The organism is Porphyrobacter sp. TH134, assembly GCF_002855495.1.
Lineage (GTDB): Bacteria > Pseudomonadota > Alphaproteobacteria > Sphingomonadales > Sphingomonadaceae > Erythrobacter.
Genome location: NZ_PKRO01000035.1, coordinates 1 through 19447 on the forward strand (window position 1 = coordinate 1; position 19447 = coordinate 19447).

At 65.1% G+C, this 19447-nt stretch carries 13 protein-coding genes and 1 pseudogene; 5 read left to right on the plus strand and 9 right to left on the minus strand.

The features are described 5' to 3' along the window. The first annotated feature begins 134 nt into the window (after window positions 1-134). Both C0V72_RS16815 and C0V72_RS12900 read left to right on the plus strand, forming a co-directional pair. Window positions 135-257, plus strand: coding sequence for a choice-of-anchor Q domain-containing protein (locus C0V72_RS16815; RefSeq protein WP_442792587.1), 123 nt, complete (start codon window positions 135-137; stop codon window positions 255-257). 97 nt (window positions 258-354) lie between these two features. Further along, window positions 355-974, plus strand: a pseudogene (locus C0V72_RS12900) (IS3 family transposase); the annotation flags it as partial. 139 nt (window positions 975-1113) lie between these two features. Here C0V72_RS12900 and C0V72_RS12905 read toward each other — a convergent pair. The 3 genes from C0V72_RS12905 to C0V72_RS12915 form a co-directional block, all read right to left on the minus strand. Next, window positions 1114-2817: an amidohydrolase gene (locus tag C0V72_RS12905; RefSeq protein ID WP_172439019.1), complete on the minus strand. Its 1704-nt coding sequence runs from the start codon at window positions 2815-2817 to the stop codon at window positions 1114-1116. A gap of 144 nt (window positions 2818-2961) precedes the next feature. Beyond that, the gene (locus C0V72_RS12910) at window positions 2962-3555 is read right to left on the minus strand and encodes a hypothetical protein (protein ID WP_143704594.1); all 594 of its coding nucleotides are present in this window, start codon (window positions 3553-3555) and stop codon (window positions 2962-2964) included. A 26-nt stretch (window positions 3556-3581) separates the two neighbouring features. Then, window positions 3582-6884 (minus strand): TonB-dependent receptor domain-containing protein, encoded by a 3303-nt coding sequence (locus tag C0V72_RS12915; protein ID WP_101794558.1) that lies wholly within the window; start codon window positions 6882-6884, stop codon window positions 3582-3584. 600 nt (window positions 6885-7484) lie between these two features. Here C0V72_RS12915 and C0V72_RS12925 point away from each other — a divergent pair. Together C0V72_RS12925 and C0V72_RS12930 are read left to right on the plus strand one after the other, a co-directional pair. Further along, window positions 7485-9149, plus strand: coding sequence for an amidohydrolase (locus tag C0V72_RS12925; RefSeq protein WP_172439020.1), 1665 nt, complete (start codon window positions 7485-7487; stop codon window positions 9147-9149). 212 nt (window positions 9150-9361) lie between these two features. Then, on the plus strand, window positions 9362-10291 hold the full coding sequence (locus C0V72_RS12930) for a serine hydrolase domain-containing protein (protein WP_172439021.1): 930 nt from the start codon (window positions 9362-9364) through the stop codon (window positions 10289-10291). 82 nt (window positions 10292-10373) lie between these two features. Here C0V72_RS12930 and C0V72_RS12935 read toward each other — a convergent pair whose 3' ends face one another. Genes C0V72_RS12935 through C0V72_RS12950 form a run of 4 tightly spaced genes read right to left on the minus strand, consistent with a single transcriptional unit; the run spans window position 10374 to window position 16399 of the window. Continuing rightward, window positions 10374-12320: a pyrroloquinoline quinone-dependent dehydrogenase gene (locus tag C0V72_RS12935; protein WP_101794562.1), complete on the minus strand. Its 1947-nt coding sequence runs from the start codon at window positions 12318-12320 to the stop codon at window positions 10374-10376. Further along, window positions 12317-13780: an aldehyde dehydrogenase gene (locus tag C0V72_RS12940; RefSeq protein ID WP_101794563.1), complete on the minus strand. Its 1464-nt coding sequence runs from the start codon at window positions 13778-13780 to the stop codon at window positions 12317-12319. The genes C0V72_RS12935 and C0V72_RS12940 overlap by 4 nt, the downstream gene beginning before the upstream one ends. Window positions 13781-13802: 22 nt before the next feature. Next, window positions 13803-15128 carry a glutamine synthetase family protein gene (locus C0V72_RS12945; protein WP_199797797.1) on the minus strand — a complete coding sequence of 442 codons (1326 nt, stop codon included), beginning with the start codon at window positions 15126-15128 and terminating at the stop codon, window positions 13803-13805. Beyond that, a complete protein-coding gene (locus C0V72_RS12950) occupies window positions 15125-16399 on the minus strand; it encodes a cytochrome P450 (protein WP_101794564.1) in 1275 nt (424 codons plus the stop codon). The genes C0V72_RS12945 and C0V72_RS12950 overlap by 4 nt, the downstream gene beginning before the upstream one ends. 175 nt (window positions 16400-16574) lie before the next feature. Here C0V72_RS12950 and C0V72_RS12955 point away from each other — a divergent pair, with 175 nt between their 5' ends. After that, window positions 16575-17453, plus strand: a complete 879-nt coding sequence (locus C0V72_RS12955) for a catechol 1,2-dioxygenase (RefSeq protein ID WP_101794565.1) — start codon at window positions 16575-16577, stop codon at window positions 17451-17453. Between the two features lie 19 nt (window positions 17454-17472). Here C0V72_RS12955 and C0V72_RS12960 read toward each other — a convergent pair whose 3' ends face one another. Together C0V72_RS12960 and qhpR are read right to left on the minus strand one after the other, a co-directional pair. Continuing rightward, window positions 17473-18321 carry a type 1 glutamine amidotransferase gene (locus C0V72_RS12960; RefSeq protein ID WP_101794566.1) on the minus strand — a complete coding sequence of 283 codons (849 nt, stop codon included), beginning with the start codon at window positions 18319-18321 and terminating at the stop codon, window positions 17473-17475. 75 nt (window positions 18322-18396) lie between these two features. Further along, complete coding sequence (qhpR, locus tag C0V72_RS12965; protein ID WP_101794567.1) at window positions 18397-19380, minus strand: AraC-like transcriptional regulator QhpR; 984 nt, start codon at window positions 19378-19380, stop codon at window positions 18397-18399. Between the last annotated feature and the right edge of the window lie 67 nt (window positions 19381-19447).

Consider the following 19447-nt stretch of genomic DNA (forward strand, 5'->3'; position numbering starts at 1 on the left):
AAAAATGGGCCTCCGAAAACAAGGCCTACATCAAGTGGGAATGCCAGAATGACTGACTATCCCAAATCCGAATTTCCAGACCTCAGGTTGCACAATCTCCGCGCTTCGCCGACCCCGCAAAGAAGGACTTCCGTCTGCTGACCGGCAGCCCTGCGATCGACGCGGCGCGTACGCTGGGGAGCCCGGCAGTCGACATCCTCGGCAACCGTCGTCCGCGCGGTTCCGGCGTGGATATCGGCGCGATCGAGAGCTTTTGAACAATGATCGATCACTCCGCCGCGACAGGGCTTGATCTAGGAAGGTGAGGCACCGTGACCGACACCATCCCTTTCCCCGTCTCGCCCACCGGCGGCTCTGGCAGGCGTGCGGCGGGGCAAGGCGACGGTGACCACCGTCAGCAACCCCAAGGCGCCGTGCCCGCTCGACAAGGTCAACCGCGAGTTCCGCGTCAGCCGGCCGAAAGCTTTGTGGGTGGTCGATTTTTCCTACGTCCATACGTGGGGGGGTTCCTTTACGTTGCTTTCGTGATCGATGCCTTCGTCCGGCGGATCGTGGGTTGGAAATTCAGCTCCAGCGCCACGGCGGGCTTTGTGCTCGATGCTCTTGAGCAGGCGATCCATGCCCGCAGGCCCAGCCCCGAGGACGGGCTGATCCATCACAGTGACAGGGGAACCCAATACCTCGCCATGAACTACATCCAGCGCTTGGCAGAGGCCAACCTCGTCCCGTCTGTGGGCAGCATCGGCGACATCTATAACAATGCCTTGGCCGAGACGTTCAACGGTCGCTACAAAGCAGAAGTGATCTGGCCGCAGCGATCCTGGCCCAGCGTATCGGCCGAGGAAATGGCAACCCTGCGCTGGGTCGATTGGTTCAACAATCACCGCCTATCCGGCCTCATCGGGCATATCCCGCCCGCCGAGGCCGAGGCGAACCACTATGCAGCCAGAGAGACCCTCGATGTGGTCGCATGACCCAAACGAACACGCCTGCGGAAAACCCGGGACGCTTCACAGCCTTCACAAGTTGGCACCACATGAATCACCATAAGCGACTCCTGGGAATGTCAAAAATGCACTTCTGCCAAAGTAGTTCTCGTCCCATTAATGCGGTTTATAGTTCTGAGCGATCGTACACTTTCTCTCCTTGGATCCAGGTTTCCTCGACTTTCAGCTTGTGGATTTCTGAGAGCGGCATTTCGAGCAGGTTATCCCTGCTGATGAAGAAGTCGGCCTCCATTCCCACTTCGAGCGTACCCACACGGTCGCGAAGCCCCATGATCCGGGCACCGTTGCCGGTGAAAATCTCAAGCGCCTCGTCGATGCTGATCGACTGACCGAGGCCCAGCGTTTCTTCGCTCCCGCCGGGCTTTTGCCGGGTCACCATCGTTTCGATCGCAAGAAAGGGGTTGACGGAGGGCACAACCGACCAGTCCGACCCGGCGACCACTAGCACGCCGCTGTCCAATGCATCGCGTATCGGTACCCAGCGCTCCATTCGCTCGGAGCCTACAACCCGCGCGATGTCCACCGATGCAATGGGTGTGGGATACCAGATGTAAGGCGAAAATTCGATCGCGAGGCCAACTTCGGCGGCCCTGGCGAAGTCTGAGGCGGCGGCGAAGGTGGTATGGCCTACATGATGAGAAGGGCCGCCAATGCCGTTGACCTTGCGGGCATGGGCCACCGCGTCCACGCCTGCGCGCACGGCACCATCGCCGGCAGCGTGAAACTTGATGTGGAGACCTTGGCGATCGAACTCGGCGACCTTGCGGTCGAGTTCCTCTTGCGGGACCATCAGGGTGCCGTGATCGTGCGGGCTCGTCGCCCCGGCATGCAGATAAGGCTCGAGCATCGCTGCAGTCCTGCTCTCGGTCGGCACGCCATCAAGGAAGATCTTGACGCAGTCGGGCTGGAAGCGCGGCGTGCGGAAGAGATTGCGCCGGGCGATCAGATCGAGCCCGTATTCGGGACTGCTGGCCGTTGCGGGAGCCCACACCATGCAGCCACGCACGCGCTGCTTGATGTCTTCGCTGCCGGATAGTGCGGCGATGTCTGCGAGTTCCTCATCGCGGATGCTGGCGATCATGTAGGAGGTGATGCCGTAGGAAAGCATTTCCCGCGAGGCCCAGACGAGCGCCTCGCGGCGCTGTTCGCTGGTCGGCTTGGGAGCCACGATTGAAACCGCTTCCACCGCCGTCTCGCGCAGCAGGCCGTTGGGGCTGCCGTCCGCCTCGCGCTCGATGATCCCGCCGACCGGGTCAGGCGATACCCGTGTCAGACCGGCCAGTTCCAGCGCACGGCTATTGACCCATAGGCTGTGATGGGCCTCGTCCTCGAGCATGACGGGATTGTCGGGTGCGATCCGATCGAGCCAGTGGCGGGTCTGCTCGCCCGGCGCGAACACGGCAGCGACCCAGTTGCCCCCGATGATCCACTCGCCTGGCTCGGCGGCCGCAACGCATTCGCGCAACCGCGCCGCGATCGCCTCGGGCGGAGCGCCGTAGGGGAACATGCAGCCCATCTGCTCAAGGCCTGCGAACACCGGGTGGACGTGCATGTCCTGAAGGCCGGGAAATACCGACGCGCCGCCCAGGTCGATGCGTTCGCGCGCGGTTGCGACCTCTGTCGCGAGCTCCGCGTCGCTGCCAATCGCAATGATGATGCCGTCCTTAATCGCCATGGCCTGAGCCCACCCCTGCGGGGTCTTGATCCGCCCGCCGGTCACGACGGTGTCGGCCTGCTTCCCATCCGCACTCACTTCTTTCGGCTCGGCCACGGTGGCACCGCAAAATGTGATAATCGCGGCAGCCGTCACCAGCGCCCTGTTCCTTTTCCAAGCCATGCCTCGTCCTCCACGTGGTAACCTGTCGCCCCGTTCAGCTGATCCTCTCGTCGAGCGACCGGCCACTCGGCAGGCGCTGCCGCGTGAAATGCCGGTTCCAACCGCTTGCTGTGGCCTTCAACGGACCCTTTCGGCGCTGATGATCAGCCCTTTGTCGGGGAAGTCGAGCCGGTACCCCGTGAGAGCGGCAGGCCGGATGATGACTCTGGCCCGCTCCCCTTCCTTGAGGCGGACCTGAACAGGATCGGCATCGCGCTGGCGCCAAGCCTGTCCGTTTTCGAGCACCAGCACGAGCCTGCCCGACGCTGAACGCGCGTGGTCCACGACCAAAGAGGCGACCTCCACCTTTTCGTCTTTTTCAACCTTGGGGTTTTCCCGTCGCCGGATCCGTTCCACCTGCTCGGCTGCGATGCCGGTGACGGCGGCGACCGGCGGTGGCTTGGAAGAAGGGGCAGCGACCGGCGGTGCCGGCATGGCCGGCGCGACGGCCTCCTCGCTGCGCGACAAGGACAAGAGCGCCGCGCGCAGGCACTCGATCTTCGCCGCATCGTCGAGCCCGCGGGTCTCGCACGCCTGCAGCAACGCTGCGGGATCGAGCGGGGCGGGCGTCTGGGCCTGCCCCGCAGCGACTGATCCGACCAACCCGATACCGCACAACAGCCACCGCGCGGCCCGCATGATCGATACGTTGCCGGGCTTCGCCTGTGTCACGACCATGCCTGCTCCATCCATCCGGCCTACAGCGAGACGCGTGCGCTCACGAAGAACGACCTGCCGAAAAGGTCATAGCCCGTCCCGGTCACCGCGTTGTTGTTGTTCGGCGCGCCGACTCCGAAATCCACCAGTGGCGGCTCTTCGTCGGTTACGTTGTTGATACCCGCCGAGATCGTATACTTGCCACGGGTGAACGAGATGGCGATATCGTGAATCCACTGGGAACCCACCCAGCTGACGGGCCGCGTGAGCTGGCCGCTGGGATCGCGGCCGAACACGCTGAAGGCCGTCACGGGCGTGTCGTCCTGCTGCTGCGAACCGATGAAGCGGTTTTGCATCAGGAAGTTGATACCGCGCCACCCCAACGAGAAAGTGTTGAAGAAGCGGGTGCCCGGCGAACCGATCTCGCCAACATTGTCGTCGCGAGGTGCAGTGGGGGCAACCTGCTCTTCCTGTTCGAGCAGGATCGCGGTCGCCGTCGACCAGTTCAGGTACACCGCCTCGCCGTCGATTTTCCAGAAGCCCAGCTCAGTGCCGAAGGAGGTGGCTATGTCGATGCCGCGCGCGGTGATTTCGCCGACGTTGATGAAAGACGCATCGACCGTCGCAATCCCGTCGTTCACTCCGCCCGGAGTTCCGATGGTTCGTGTCACCCGATCGCATAGAGGGTTCGAAAGCTCGGGGAACTCGGGGTTCAGGTAGCATTGCTGAATGACAAACTCGGGGGCGGTCTCGCGCACCGTGTTCTCGATCTGAATGTCGAAATAGCTGGCCGCCACCGAGAAGTTGAAAGCACTCGTCCAAGGCTGTTCGAACTGTGCAGTCACAGTGAAGGTTCTCGACGTTTCCGGCAGCAGGTCCGCTGCCCCGCCACGGATCACGCCAATGCCGACATCGCCGCGCGTTCCAAGTGCCGTAGTGTCGAGGAAGCCGTTGTTGTTGGAATCGGTGAAGACCACGCCATCGGCGACACAGTTGTTGATCCGGTTGACGAATGCCGGATCGGAGTCGCCCCCGGCCAGGAGCGCGAAGGTGATCTGACCCGAATTGCACGGATCGAGCGAGCCCGCGGCACCGCCGATCTGATCGGCGAGGAAGGATTCGCGCAGGTTCGGTGCCCGGAAAGATGTTCCATATCCTCCCGACAGCGAGAACCACGTTACAGGCTTGTACTGGAGCCGGGTGCGGAAGGTAAGATCGTCGCCGAAGTTGGTTTCGTCCGTATAGCGGACAGCACCATCCAGATTCAGCAACTCGATACCGGGACGGCCCACCACAAGCGGTATGTCGATTTCGCCGAAGACTTCCCTGAAGTCCCGCGATCCGCGGGTCAGACCTTCCTGCTGGGCAAAGCTTGCGCCCTGAACGCTCGCTACGTCTGCCTGGGAATCGATGATGTCGCGGCGAAACTCGGCGCCGAAGCCGACCGTGATGGCATCGCCCCATGGCGAATCGAACAACTCACCTTGCAGGAACCCGAAGCCAACATATTGTTCGATGACCGTGCGGTTGGTCTGTAGCACGGTCAGGTAGTCCCGTTCGGCCTGAGTCCCGAAGGTGCCGCCGCCGAAAGTGCCACCGGTGTAGAGCGAGGCACTTCCCCAGTTGATCGGAACGCAGTTGGGAATCGCGACCGAGGAGTCTACCGGGGCGGCTCCGAGGTTGAAGCCGGGGATGCCGCAGACCACGCGTCCGTCAGTGGTTTGGGCGACGCCGTAGATCGCCTGCACGAAATGCGGCGTGAAGATCGTCGGCTGCGACACGAAGCCGACGCCGCGATCATAGCTGAAGTAGGCATCATACGACCAGTTTTTGCGACCTAGCCAGCCGTCGGTGAAATCGCCTCGCAGACCTGTCACGACCCGGGACTGCTGCAGCTCTACGTCGAAGTCCTGTTGGAAATCCTCAAGGCTGAGGATCGGCAAGTAGCCCACACCGTCGAAGGGGTTGAGCGGATTGTCGACGAAGGCGCCGGTCCTTTCCCCCGTCACCGCATCGACGACCGGGATATCGGCCGGAACGAGGGGAAAGATCGAGTTCGGCGCGGCAAAGACGGTGCGCGACTGGCGGTTGAGATACATCGCCTCAAAATAGAACTGGCTTTCGTGGCCAAACAGGTTGAGATCGACCTCGCCGTTGACGACCAGCGAAAGGCGCTCGAAACCGCCCACCAGATCGGAGTTCTGGCGCTCGTCGAAATCATTGAGCTCACGCAGCGACAGGGTTGGGAGGTTGGCATTGGGCCGCACGCCATTCGCGGTGCAGAAGGACGGAAGACCGGCGGGTGCCTCTAGCCCGCCGGGACGGTCGATCCCGCAGAACGTCGAGAAATTGGCAATCCCGATATCGCTTTCGCCGGGCGTATAGGCCACGAAGTTGAAAAACGGGTTAAGCACTGGCCGGTTGGTGCCTGGGAAGGTCGGGTTCAAGGCTGCGTTGGTCGGTGCGCCGAACAGGAAGCCGAAGTTGTCAGATGCGCCGTCCAGGATGCCTCCGATTCCCTGTGGGTCGAGCAGTTCACCGGCTTCGTTGACCCGGATCGCCCGCAATCCGTTACGGGTGAAGCGCCGCTGGCTCACCAGCACGCGCTGCCGGTCGAAATACTCCGCGCCGAACAGGATACGGGCCCGGTCCGCCTGCGCGCCGGCGAGGAAGCCGAACTGATAGAGTTCTCCGCCCGAAGCTTCGGGTGCGTCGTAGGTGCCGGAAAGTTCCAATCCTTCGAAGTCGTTGCGCAGGATCACGTTGACGGTGCCCGCCACGGCGTCAGCGCCATAGACCGAGGAGCCGGCGTCGGTCGCAATCTCGACACGCTCGATCATGCTGAAGGGAATGAGGTTGATGTCAGGCTGCGAAGGTGCGCCTCGCACCCCCGTGGAAGCCAATCGGCGTCCGTTGACGAGCACGAGGGTCCGTTCCGGGCCTAGGCCGCGCAACGCGACGTTGGACGAACCGGCGCCTCCGGGTGGAAGTGTCCCGATCGTGCCGTTGACGCCGCCCGGGCTGTCGTCACGGCTGAGGTCGATCTGAGCACCGTTCGCCTGGACCGAGCGGGAAAGAAGCTCCTGAACGGAGTTCACGCCGATATTGCGCGCCTCTTCGATGTCGAGGACGCTCAGCGGGGAGGGGCTGGTGTATTCGTTTCTCCGCAGGCGCGAGCCGGTGACAACGATCGCCTTCTCTTCCTCCTCGGCTGCCACGTCGGCGGCGGCAGGAAGCTCAGCCGGCGCGTCTTGCTGACCGCTCTGCGCATAGGCCGCAGTGCCGAAACAAGTTCCAGCAAGAAGAAGGGAGATATTGATGCAGGACTTTCTCGGTCGGTTCATTTGTACGCCCCCATCTTGGTGAATGATCTGCGAGAAACGTGTACGCCGACCGAACAGGTCCGCTCCGCACGCCTCTTTATCGTTCCGTCAAGTGCCATAAGGTCGCAGAGAACACCCAACCACTGAACCGGTCCGGTAAGATTGTCCGAAAATGCCAACATCGCACTTCCCCGGCAGCGCAGGCGGCTGATCATTTTACCCCAAGGTTCTTTTGCGCCAGCCGACACTTGTGGCGCTCGGCCGGTCCTTTCGTTGTAGACGGTCAGCGCAGCATGCTCGGTTGCCCGGTGCTCCAGCGCTGATGCGGCGCTCCGCGGGGAACTGCTGCCCGGAAGGATTGCTCCGCCGACAGCGCCGGGACGGCCGGCAAGACATCGAAGGCCGTCGTCGCGTTCCGCACCGCAAGGCATTCGATGAACGCCCCGACACGCAGTACGCCGAGGGCGCAAAAGTCAGCTGTGCTTGTCATAACCGGACAAGATTGCCGGCTGATTGGTCCTGAGAGCTGCGGCGTCCTATTCTGCTCCATCATAGGACACAGAGGTCAGAATGCGAAACGTGACCCCCTTGCACATCGGCCTGGGCCTAGCTGCGCTGACGATGGCGGTACCGGCACAGTCTCAATTCGAATCCCCCGCCGCGCCCGCCCCTCCTCTCCCGGCCGAGACGATCTATGCCGATGGCCGGTTCTACACCCCGGACGGCTGGGCCACTCACATGGCCTTGAACAAGGGCATCATCGTCGCGATCGGGACCGCTGAGGATGTGGCGCCGCATCGCACCGAGGATACGCAAACCTCCGAGCTCGGAGGGCTGACGGTGCTTCCAGGGCTATTCGACATGCACATCCACCCCGGCCTCGCCGGCATGGATCGCAATTACTGCACGATCCCCTTCCCGGCTGATCTGGCATTGCTCAAGCAGACTGTGGCCGGTTGCGTCGCTGCGCGGCGCCCGGGTGAATGGGTGCTTGCCAAGGCATATCAGGCCGACCAGCTCGGCGTGCCCTATCCGGATCGCACCTATCTCGACGAAGTCGCGCCGGACAATCCCGTGTTCATCGCCGATTTCAGCGGGCACACCGGCTGGGCGAACAGTGCCGCGCTACGCCTCGCAGGCGTCGGCGCGGACAGCGCCGATCCGCCCAACGGTGTGATCGATCGTGATCGTCAAGGCAGGCCAACCGGCGTGCTGCACGAAAGCGCCATGCGGCTGGTCACTGCGGTCATCCCGTCGACAGAAATGGCGGTGATAGAGGATGCGGTGAAATGGGGTGCTTCGCAGCTTCTTGCGCAGGGGATCATCGGATTCGTCGACGCTTCAACTACCTTCGAACAGCTCCAGGCCTATGCCGCCCTCTCCGATCGGGGCGACATGAAACAGTATGTCCGCACCTGCATCTGGTCGCTCGCGGAAGACGCGATCGCGCGACGCAATCTTTACGCGCGGCGCAACGTTCAGCCGGACTGCGTGAAGATTTTCCTCGACGGCGTTCCCACCGCAGCGCGCACTGCGGCCATGCTCGACGCATATGTGGGGCGTGGTCATGTCCATTCTGCTCCGCCCGAACACGGCATTCTCTTGGTCCAGCCCGATGAGGTACTCAACGCGCAGGTTGCCGGTTTTGACCGGCAGGGGCTGACGGTAAAATTTCATGCGGCTGGCGACAGCGCTGTGCGGCAAGCCCTCGGAGCGATCGCAAGGGCGCGCGCTCTCAACGGCTATTCGGGCCTAGGGCACAGCGTTGGCCATACCAGCTTCATCGTCCCTGAAGACATTGCGGTCGCCCGCAAACTGCACGCCACCATCGAGTTTTCGCCGGTGATCTGGTATCCCGGCCCGGTAGTCGGAGACATCGCCGCGCAGGTCGGGCCGGACAAGATGAAGGATTATTACGCGATCGGAAGCGCGATCAAGGCAGGGGTGCTGACGGTGGTTGGTTCGGACTGGCCTGTCGTTCCGCCCGATCCTTGGACCGCTCTGGAGACGATGGTAACTCGGCAGGTGCCCGGTGGCGATTCCGAGCCGCTCGCACCCGAGCAGCGCGTCGGTCTCGAGATCGCGCTGCGGGTGATGACGCTCGACAGCGCCCGCCAGCTTGGGCTTCACAATCTGACCGGGTCGCTGGAGGTCGGCAAATCCGCCGACATGATCGTCATCGACCGCGACATATTCGCGATTCCCGTGACCGAGATCCATGCGACCAAGGTGCTCGCGACATATATCGGCGGCGAAATGGTCTATCGTCATGCAGACCGCCGTTAGGCGGACCTCTGCCCAGCAAGACCGTTTGCAGCGGCCAGGTGGGTCCCGCACCCGTGGCAGACCCGGAGGCATTAATGCGCAAAGAAATCTTGGGGACCTCACGACTTTTGATGGCGGTGATCGCGCTGTGGGGATCACCGACGCGCGCGGCAGAACCGGCCCCGGCGGGGGAAATCGCTGTCCCCTGTAAAAGCGCACGCCTTGACCGCAAGGTGCTGGAAGAGGCGGCGAGATGGATCGAGGCCGGTGAGACCCACATCGAGAGCTTTGTTGTCCGGCATTGTGGCGAGGTGGTTTTCGAAAGATATTATAACGGTTTCAAAGCCGAGGCGCGCCATGATATGCAATCGGCGACCAAGACGTTCACCGCTGCACTGATCGGGATTGCTCTCAAGGAAGGACTGATCGACAGCCTCGACCAGCCGGTCGCCGAATTGCTTCCCGATTACCGCCAGCTCCTACAAGGTGCCAAAGCGCAGATCACGCTGCGACATCTGCTGACGATGACTTCAGGCCTCAAGTGGACCGATTTCGGGCCGGAACGGTCGTTCGAGTTCATGGCGGCGGCAAAGGATTCGGTTGCCTACGTGCTCGGCGAACCGCTGGTCAGCCAGCCAGGCCAAACATTCTTCTACAACACTGGCAGTTCGCATCTTCTTTCCGCGATCATCACCGCAAGGAGCGGAAAGCCTGCTGCCGAATATGCACGCGAGAAGCTGTTCGGTCCGCTCGGCATAGCCGATTACGTATGGCGCGCACATGCCGATGGGCAGAGTGAGGGAGGCTGGCAGCTTTACCTGCGTCCAAAGGATGCGGCGAAGTTCGGCCAGCTTTTGCTCGACGAGGGCGAATGGCAGGGTCGGCAGTTGATCGCGCGCGAGTATGTCGACGAGGCCACACGCGGTCACAATCCCACCGATTACGGGAGCGAATACGGCTTCCAGATGTGGATCGAGAAGAATTTCGGAATCGCCGATGTTGCCGCGGCTCGAGGCTGGGCGGGACAGGACATCTTCGTGCTCGACGAGATGGACATGGTCGTCGTTTTTAATGGCGATATCGCCTATCCCGCCGAGATGGCGCGGGATGTGCGCCACATCATGACGACTTTCATTGCCCGGTCGGTGCAGCCAGCGGAATGATGCCGCGCTCGGCGGTCTGACCTGGTGATCGGATCGTGCCGCGACATTTATGCCGACTTGGCCGATGCGGGACGAGGCTAGCCTAGGGCAGGGCGAAGGCGACGATCGCGTCCGACAGCTGCGTGCCGAAAGCGCCGTGCCCGCCGGCCGCGACCACGACAAACTGCCTGCCGCCCGCCATGTATGTCATCGGCGTGGCCGTTGCCGGGGCCGGGGTGGACGCGCTCCAAACTTCCTTGCCAGTGGCAAGGTCAAAGGCGCGCAATCTGCTGTCGAGACTCGCGCCGATGAAGATCAGACCGCCCGCCGTGATGATCGGCCCGCCCTGGTTGGGAGCGCCCCAGCTCTCGAGTGATTTCACGCCGGGGCCGAACTCGACCTTGCCGAACGGCCGTTGCCACACGATCGTACCGCTGTTCATGTCAATCGCTGTGAGCGCACCCCACGGCGGCGGATTGCAGGGCGTGCCGATGCTCGAGAACAGCGCCTCGCGCAGCATCACGTAGGGCGACCCGCGCATCTCGTATGTCGAGACGCCAGCAGTCTTGTGCTTCGCCTCGTCGAATTCGGCCCGCGGCATCAGCGAGACGCGCGAGACGAGGTTGGACGAATTGACCACCGCCACTCCGCTGCGCTGGTCATAGGCGATCCCGCCCCAGTTCGACCCGCCGAGGAAGCTCGGGTGGAGGATCGCCCCCCTGACGCTCGGCGGGGTGAAGATCCCCTCGTTGCGGTAGGCGGCGATCCGCTTGCGGCACAGGCCATCCGCGCCGTCCTCCGGCGCGATGGCCTGCGAGGTGAAGGGGCGGGGCCTCACCGGAACCGGCTGGGTGGGCGAGGCCTTCTCGCCCGGCACGTCGGAGGCCGGGACGGGCCGCTCCTCGACCGGGTGGATCGGCCGGCCGGTGCGCCGGTCGAGGGTGAAGACGAACCCGGTCTTGGTCGCCTGGATCACCGCGGGAACGGCCTTGCCCTCGCGGTGCAGCGTCACCAGCGTCGGCATCGAGGGCAGATCGTAGTCCCACAGGTCATGATGCACGGTCTGGAACGACCAGCGCTTCTCCCCCGTGGCAGCATCGAGCGCGACCACGGCATTGCCGTCGGGGATGGCGTCGATGCGGTTCACCCCGAACGTGTCGTAGCTGGGGCTGCCGGTCGGCAGGAAGACGAGGCCGGCCTCCGCGTCGATCGCCAGCGGCGCCCAGGCATTGGCGCCGCCAACCTTGTCGGTGAGGGCGGCGGGGATCGGGTTCCAGCTCCACAATTCCCGGCCGGTGCGCACGTCGAAGCCGCGCACGATGCCGTCGAGCGAATCCTCGTACTTGTTGTCGATCACCGTGCCGCCCACGATCACCACGTCGCGGTAGATCGCCGGGGGCGAGGTCATCGAGATGTTGCCCTCGCCCTTGTAGTCGAGGGCATTGAGATCGATGCGTCCGCCCGCGCCGAAATCCGCGCAGGGCTTGCCGCTCGCGGCATCCACGGCGACGAGGAAGCCGTTGTCGGTGCCCATCAGCACGCGCGCAGCGCAGGCCTTGCCCTTGTCCTCCGCCCGCGAGGAGGCCCAGTGCGCGACCCCGCGGCAATTGTGGTAGCCATACATTGTCTCGGTCTTCGCCTTGCCGAAATCGTAGCGCCACAGCTGGCGCCCCGTCGCGGGGTCGAGGGCGATGATGTTGTTGTAGGGCGTGCAGAGCAGCAGCCGGCCTTCGGCGAGGATCGGGGTGACCTGGTAGTTGGTCATGTCCCCGCCGTCGCTGCCGTCGGACAGATCGCCGGTGTGGAAGGTCCAGGCGGGCGCGAGCGCGGCGATGGTGGAAAGGTTGATCTGGTCGAGCGAGCTGTACTGCGTGCCGCCCGGCTGTCCGCCATAGGTCGGCCAGTCCGCCGCCGCCTCGCCGGGGAAGCGCGTCTCGGGGAAGGCGGCAAGCCGCTCGACCGAGGCGGTATCGAGCGAGCGGTACACCCCGACCCCCACCACCAGCGCGAGCATCAGCCCGGTGAGGATCAGCGACAGCCTGCGGCTCACGCGGTGGAGCCTTCGAGGATCTGGAGGGTCTTGAGGTCGGAATGGAATTCGAGCGCGAAGTGGCCGCCCTCACGCCCCAGGCCGCTGATGCCGATCCCGCCGAAGGGGGCGGTGAGATCGCGCACCAGGAAGGTGTTGACCCACACCGTCCCCGCCCGCACCGCGCGCCCGACCCGCTCGGCCCGCGCGGCGCTGCCGGTGTAGACGATGCCCGAGAGGCCATAGGCGGTCGAATTGGCCAGCGCGATGCCCTCGGCCTCGTCGGCGAAGGTCTGGAAAGTGAGCACGGGTCCGAAGATCTCGCTCTGCACGACTTCGGAATCGTTGCTGGCCGGCTCGATCAGGGTCGGCTCGATCCACAACCCGTCGGCGTGCGGGCGGTTGCCGCCGCGCACGATCCGGTCCCCGGCGGCACGGGCGCGGGCGATGAAGCCTTCGACCCGCGCGACGTGATCGGGGTGGATCATCGGCGCCATGGTGGTGTCCGGATCGCGGCTGTCGCCCATCACGTGCGCATCGGTGAAGCGGTGGAAGTGGGCGAGGAATTCCTCGCGCACGCTCTCCTCGACGATCAGGCGCGAGCCGGCCATGCACACCTGCCCGCTGTCGTCATATTGCCCGGCGGCCTTTTTCGCGGCGGCCTCGATATCGGCGTCGGCGAAGACCAGCAGACAGGACTTGCCGCCGAGTTCGGCGGTGAAGGGCACGATGTTGTCCGCCGCCGCCCGGCCGATGACCCGCGCGGTCGGCACCGAGCCGGTGAAGGAAATCCGCCGCACCCCCGGATGGCGCACCAGCGCATCGCCGACCTCGCGGCCAAGCCCCTGGACGATGTTGAACACGCCGGGCGGGATCCCCGCTTCGGCGATCAGGTCGGCAAGCACCGAAGCCGACAGCGGGGACCATTCGGCGGGCTTCAGGATCACCGTGTTGCCTGCCGCGAGCGCCGGGGCGCATTTCCAGGTCGAGAGCATGAAGGGCGCGTTCCACGGCGTGATGATCACAGCCGGGCCGGCCGGCATGCGGATGACGCGGTTGGCGGTGCCCTTGGAGGACCACACCCGCTCCTCGTGCTCGATCGCAAGGTCGGCATAGTTGCGGAAGTTGAGCGCGCCGCGCGGCACGAGGCGCAGGCGCAGGCTGTCCTCAAGCAGCCCCATGTCGAGGCATTCAACCGTCGCGATCGCGTCCTTGTGCGCCTCGATCAGGTCGGCGAGGCGGTGGAGGTGGCGGCCGCGCTCCTGCGGGCTCAGCGCGGCCCAGGCGGGGAAGGCGTCGGCGGCCGCGCGCACGGCGTGGTCCGCCGTCGCCGCATCGCCGCGGGCGACCTCGCCGAGCAGCAGGTTCGACCAGTCGAGCGGGGAGCGGGTCTCGAAGGTCCCGGGCGAGGAGATCCGCTCACCGCCGATGAAGTGATCCCCCGAAACGGCGACGCCGCCCACATCGAAACGCTTGGTCATGGCGATAATCCCTTGCCCGCGGTCAGATGAAGGGCGCGTAGTAGTCGAAGATCTGCGCCTCGCTCGCGCCGGCCAGTTCCTCGATCTCGGCACGCTTGATGGCGATGAAGTTGTCGACCAGCAGCGGGCCGAGCGCCGCGCGCAGCTTGGGGTCGGCTGCGAGCGCATCAAGCGATTCCGCCAGGGTGTCGGCCACCCGCTCGGTCGCGTCGATCCGCTCGATCCCGTCGCCGCTCTCCTCCGGCGGCAGGGCATAACCCTCCTCGACCCCGATCAGCGCGGCCTGCAGCGCTGCGGCGACGGCGACGTAGGGGGAGGCGGCACAGTCGGCGAGGCGGTGCTCGATCCGGGCCGCGGGGCCGGTTTCGGCCGAGACCCGGACAGCAACGCCGCGATGGTCGTGACCCCAGTTGGCCCAGCACCCGCTGAGACTGGAGGGCTGGAGGCGCGCATAGGAATTGACCGTCGGCGCCATGATCGCGCCGAGCGCCCGGTGGTGCTTGACCAGCCCGGCGATGCACCCGTTCACCAGCGGCGAGAGCGCGCCTCGGGCAGTGCCTCCGGCGAAGGCGTTGGTGCCGTCGGCCGTCTGCATGCTGATGTTGATGTGGAGACCCGTGCCCGCCTTTCCGGCGATCGGCTTGGGCATGAAGTTGAGAAGATAGCCGCGGCGATACAGAAGCTCGCGCGCCATGGTGCGGAACAGAAAGAAATCGTCGCAGGCCTTGAGCGCGTCGGTGTAGCCGAGGGTCAGCTCGAACTGCGGGAAGTCGAATTCGGAATTGAGGGATTCGATCTCGATCCCGACCTTCTCGGCCATTGCCCAGATCTCGTCGACGAGCCCGGCGGGATCGGTGAAGGGCCCGGTGCCGTAGACGTAGGCGCCGGGGGTGTCGTAGGGCACCCAGCGGCCTTCGGTATCGCGCTGGAAGATATAGGCTTCCCCCTCCAGGCCGATCATCGGATTGAGCCCATGGGCCTGCCAGCCTGCCAGCGCGCGCTTCAGTGCGGAGCGGCCGCACAGGCCGAAGGGCCCGTCGTCGAGATGGAGGTCGCCGATGGCGATGCGCGTGTTCGTCTCCCACCCGAGCCGCAGCGAGCTTTCGTCGAAGCGCGCCGTCATGTCGGGCAGCCCGGTGCCGACCCCCGCCCCGGGGGCATCGACCAGCTGGCGGGCGTAGGTGAGGGCATAGGTGCCGACGCAGAAGCGCGCGTGCCCCTGCCGTCCCATGCGCACCGGCAGGTATTTCCCGCGGGCCAGGTTCAACTGATCGGCGAACAGCACCCGCACCCGTTCCCCGTCACGAAGCGCGTTTTGCATCGCCACATCCCCCGCAACATAGTTCATCGCCCCGTCATCCGAACCGGCAGCCGCTTGATCCCGAGGATGAAGTTCGAGCGCAGATAGCTGTGGTCCGCCACCTGCGCGATGCTGCCGACATGGCGCGCCAGTTCCTCGAGCACGATCCGCACCTCGAGCTTGGCGAGCCACATCCCCAGGCACACGTGGGGGCCGCCCTGCCCGAAGGACACGAAGCGGTTGGGCGAGCGGGCGAGGTCGATCTCGTAGGGGTTGCCGAAGGCTTCGGCATCGCGGTTGGCCGAGGCGAACCACAGGATCACCTTGTCCCCGGCGGCGATCCGCTTGCCGTGATAGGTTAAATCCTCGGTCGCGGTGCGCCGGAAATGGGTGGTGGGGGAGGCCCAGCGGATCATCTCGTCCGCAGCCGTGCGCACCGCGTCCTCGTCCATCGCGCGGACCGCTTCGAGGAGGTGCGGCAGGTTGGCGAGCGCGTGGATCGATGCCGCGATGCTGTAGCGCGTGGTATCGTTCCCGGCGGCCACCAGCAGGCAGAAGAAGTTGCGGAACTCGTCGTCGCTGATCCTGACGCCGTTCTTGTCGGGCTGGCGCACGAGGTTGAGCACCCCCACGTCCTCGCCCCGGTCCATCCGGGCGATGAGATCGTTGGCATAGTCGAACAGCTCGACCGCCGCGGGCGAGCGGAACGGGAGGAGCCGGTATGCCTCGGTATCGACCTGGTCGATCACGAAGTCGGTGTAGTCGGGATCGGAATTGGAAATGAGCGCGTCGCCCTTTTCCACCAGCCAGTCCGAATCCGCGTCGGGCACGCCGATGATCTGGCCGAGCATCCGCATCGGCAGTTGCCGGGCGATCGCCTCGACCGCGTCGACCTCGCCCTGCTCCACCGCCGCATCGACGAGGCTGCGGGTAATCGCGCGGATTTGCGGTTCGAACTTGGCGACCTCCTGGCGCGAGAAGGCCTTGTTGACCAGCATCCGAAAATGGGTGTGGCGCGGCGGATCGGTCTCCTGGAAGGTCTTGCGCGCTTCGTATTCCTCCTCGGACTGGTCCTCCATCCGGATCCCGCGCGCCGAGCTCAGCAGCTGCGGGTTGCGGTTGAGATCGGCAATGTCGGCATGGCGGGTGATCGACCAGAAGCCGCGCCCGCCGCTTTCCGGGCACCACGCGACGGGGTCCTCGCGCCGCATCCGCTCGAAGGTGGCATAGGGCGCGCCGTCGTTGAAGGCATCCTGGCTGGCGAGATCGACATGCGGGTCGGTCGAACGGGAGAAGGGGTATGTCCAGTCCTGAGCCATCGGCATCCTCTGCGCGCTGCGTCCCCGCCCGGACGGGGGAGCCGTTTTGTCGGGGAATAGGTCGCAACCGGTTGGCCGTCTTAGCAGATGCGGACAGACTGGATCGGTGCACTTAAGAAAGCCGCCCGCATCGGGCACAGATGGCCGGGTCTGAGACAACACGGGACCTATTGCCATGGGCGAGATCATCGGGGCTGGGCTGGTATCGCATGTGCCCACCATCATGCTGCCGCAGGCGGTGCGGTTCGAGCTCAACGAGGGCAAGGAAATCTCCCTCGTCGACGGGTTCCACCGGCTGCGCGACGAGGTGCTCGACGCGCTGAAGCCTGACACCTTCATCGTCTTCGACACCCACTGGGCGACAACGGTCGAGTTCGTGGTGACCTCCCACGCCCGGCGCACCGGGAAATACACCTCGGAAGAACTGCCGCGCGGGATGCGCCAGGTGCCCTACGACCTCAAGGGCTCGCCTGCGCTTGCCGAGGCCATCGCCGCGGCGGTGACCGCCCGCGGCACCAAGTGCACCGCGATCGAGGACCCCTATCTCCCGATCCACTATCCGACCGTCAACGTCGCGCATTATCTCGACAAGGGCGAGGAATGGATTTCGATCGGCATGTGCCAGACCGCCGAGGCCGAGGATTTCCTCGAGGTCGGCTATGGCATCGGCGAGGCGATCCGCGCCTCGGACCGGCGCGTGGTGCTGCTCGCCAGCGGGTCGATGAGCCACACCTTCTATCCGCTGCGCGAACTGGCGCGGCACGAGGCGTCCGATCCCAGCCACATCTTTTCGCCCGAGGCGCGCGAGGCGGATTACGCGCGGCTCGCGTGGTTCGAGGCGGGCAACCATGCCGCGGTGATCGACACCATGCCCGATTACTACCGCTTCAAGCCCGAGGGGCGTTTCGGCCACTACCTGATGATGGTCGCGGCGCTGGGCGGGCGCGACTGTGTCGCCCGGGGGCGGCGGTTCAGCGATTACGAGAACTCGATCGGCACCAGTCAGGTCCACGTCTGGTTCGACCGGCCGGAGGCGGGTTGGACGGCGGCCTGACCGGCCCCGCGCCCGCGCCTCAGGCGCGGGCCGCGGGCAGGACGCAGCGCTCGATCCAGGCGATGATCTCCGAACGGCGGCGGCGCGCATCGAGCAGGTCTGCGTCGATCCCCAGCTGCCAGGCGGCGGCGCGGTTGCCCGGGTCTGCATGGAGCAGGGCGAGCCTCGCCTCGTAGTGCGCGCGCTCGTCCTCGTCGGCGAAGAAGCCCTGTTCGAGCATCGCGGCCGCATAGAGCCGCACCAGCATGCGCAGGTGATCGAGATCGAATTCCGGGTGGTACTGGACCGCCCAGACCTCGCTCTTGCCGAGCGGGACGATCGCCCCCTGGATGGCGCTGTGGGCATTGCCGCACAGCACCTGCGATCCGGGCGGCAGGGCGGTGACCTCGTCGTAGTGGATGCAGGGCGCATCGAAGGTGTCGCCGCGGCCCGCGAGGAAGGGATGGGCGAGCCCCGCCCCCAGCTTGCGGATCTTGCGCGCGACGATGACCTCGCGCCCGTTGGGGCTGAGCCTCACCTCGCCCCCGCCCGCGATCGCGGCGATCTGCAATCCCCAGCAGCTGCCGAGGATCGGCTTGCCCGTCTCGGCGAAGGCGCGCAGCATTGCGATCTGGTTGGTGACGGCGAAGTCGGTGTCGTAGGCATGAAGCCCCGACCCCCCGACGATCAGGGCGTCGTAATCGGCAAGCGCCCTGCCGTCCGGGGGTGTCTGGCCGGGATCGGCGGCGTGGACCACATCGACGTGCAGATCGGGAAAATCCGCCAGCACCGCCTCGCGGTAGACCCCGCTCGCGGAGCGCACGCCGAGCGCGGCGGCCTCATTCTGGCGGGCGATCGTGTTGCCCTCCATGATCAACAGATGTGCCATTCGCTGCCTTTTTCTTCCTTCCGGGCTGGCGGATAGTCTGTCGCGGGGAGGGCCGGCTTGGCAGACCCGGCCAGATCAATGGATGAGGTGCTCGCGGCGATAGACCTGCGGCGCGGTGCCGGCCCAGCGGTGGAAGGCGCGCGAGAAGGTGCTGTGCTCGGCGTAGCCCAGCCTCAGGGCCAGTTCGGACAGCGACAGGTGGCGCCTTGCAGTCAGTTCGCGCGCGGCGCAGCGCATCCGGCAATCGTCGAGCAGCTCCTGGAAGGAATGGCCCTCGGCACAAAGCTTGCGCCGCAGCGTGCGGCTGGTGACCCCGAGCTCCCTTGCGATCTGCTCCTGCCCGACCTGACCGCTCGCCATGTCCCGGTAGATGATCTCGCGCGTCCTATCGCCGACCGCGGTCGCACGGCGCTTGCCGACCAGCTGGCGGGAGAGCGAGCGCAGCAGCAGCGGATCGGCGGACTTCATGATCGCCAGTTCCTTGTCCAGCCACGCGGCCGGAAAGCGCAGCGCATTAAGCCCGCAGCCGTAGATCACCTGCGTGCCGACCAGATGCGAGAGATCGGCCTTCACCTCGCTCGCCTCGGCCTCGATGCTGAGTTCGACATGCAGCCAGTCGGACGGAGCGACGAGACGGATCATCGCCGCATAGATGCCGAGCGAATACATCGCATCCTGATGGCGGGGCCAGATGTCCGGATCGAGGATGCGGTAGCTCAGGATCGCGGAGGAATCCTCGACCTTGAGGGCCAGCGCGGTGGCGTCCTGGATGAGCGGGAAGTACTGCACCAGCCGGTGCAGCGCCGTCCCGAGGGTCCGGGCGCCGAGCACGGCCCGCCCGACGTCGCCACGGTTGCCGTAGCTCGATGCAAGGCCGGTGCGCCATCCGAAATCGGGCATCCCGGCGCTCTTGCCGCGTTCCTCGAGGAGCTGCACGAAAGTGCGCAGATCGCACAGGCCGGGTTGCGGTTCGTTCGTCTCACCTGCGTAATGCCATTGCGCGGTCTGCACCCGGCGCAAGTCGGAAATTGCTGAGGGCGTTACATAAAGCTGAGACATCGTGTTTCTCCCCTGCTGCCGAAGCTATGCAGAACAAAATCGCCATATTGATCGTTCCGATCATTTA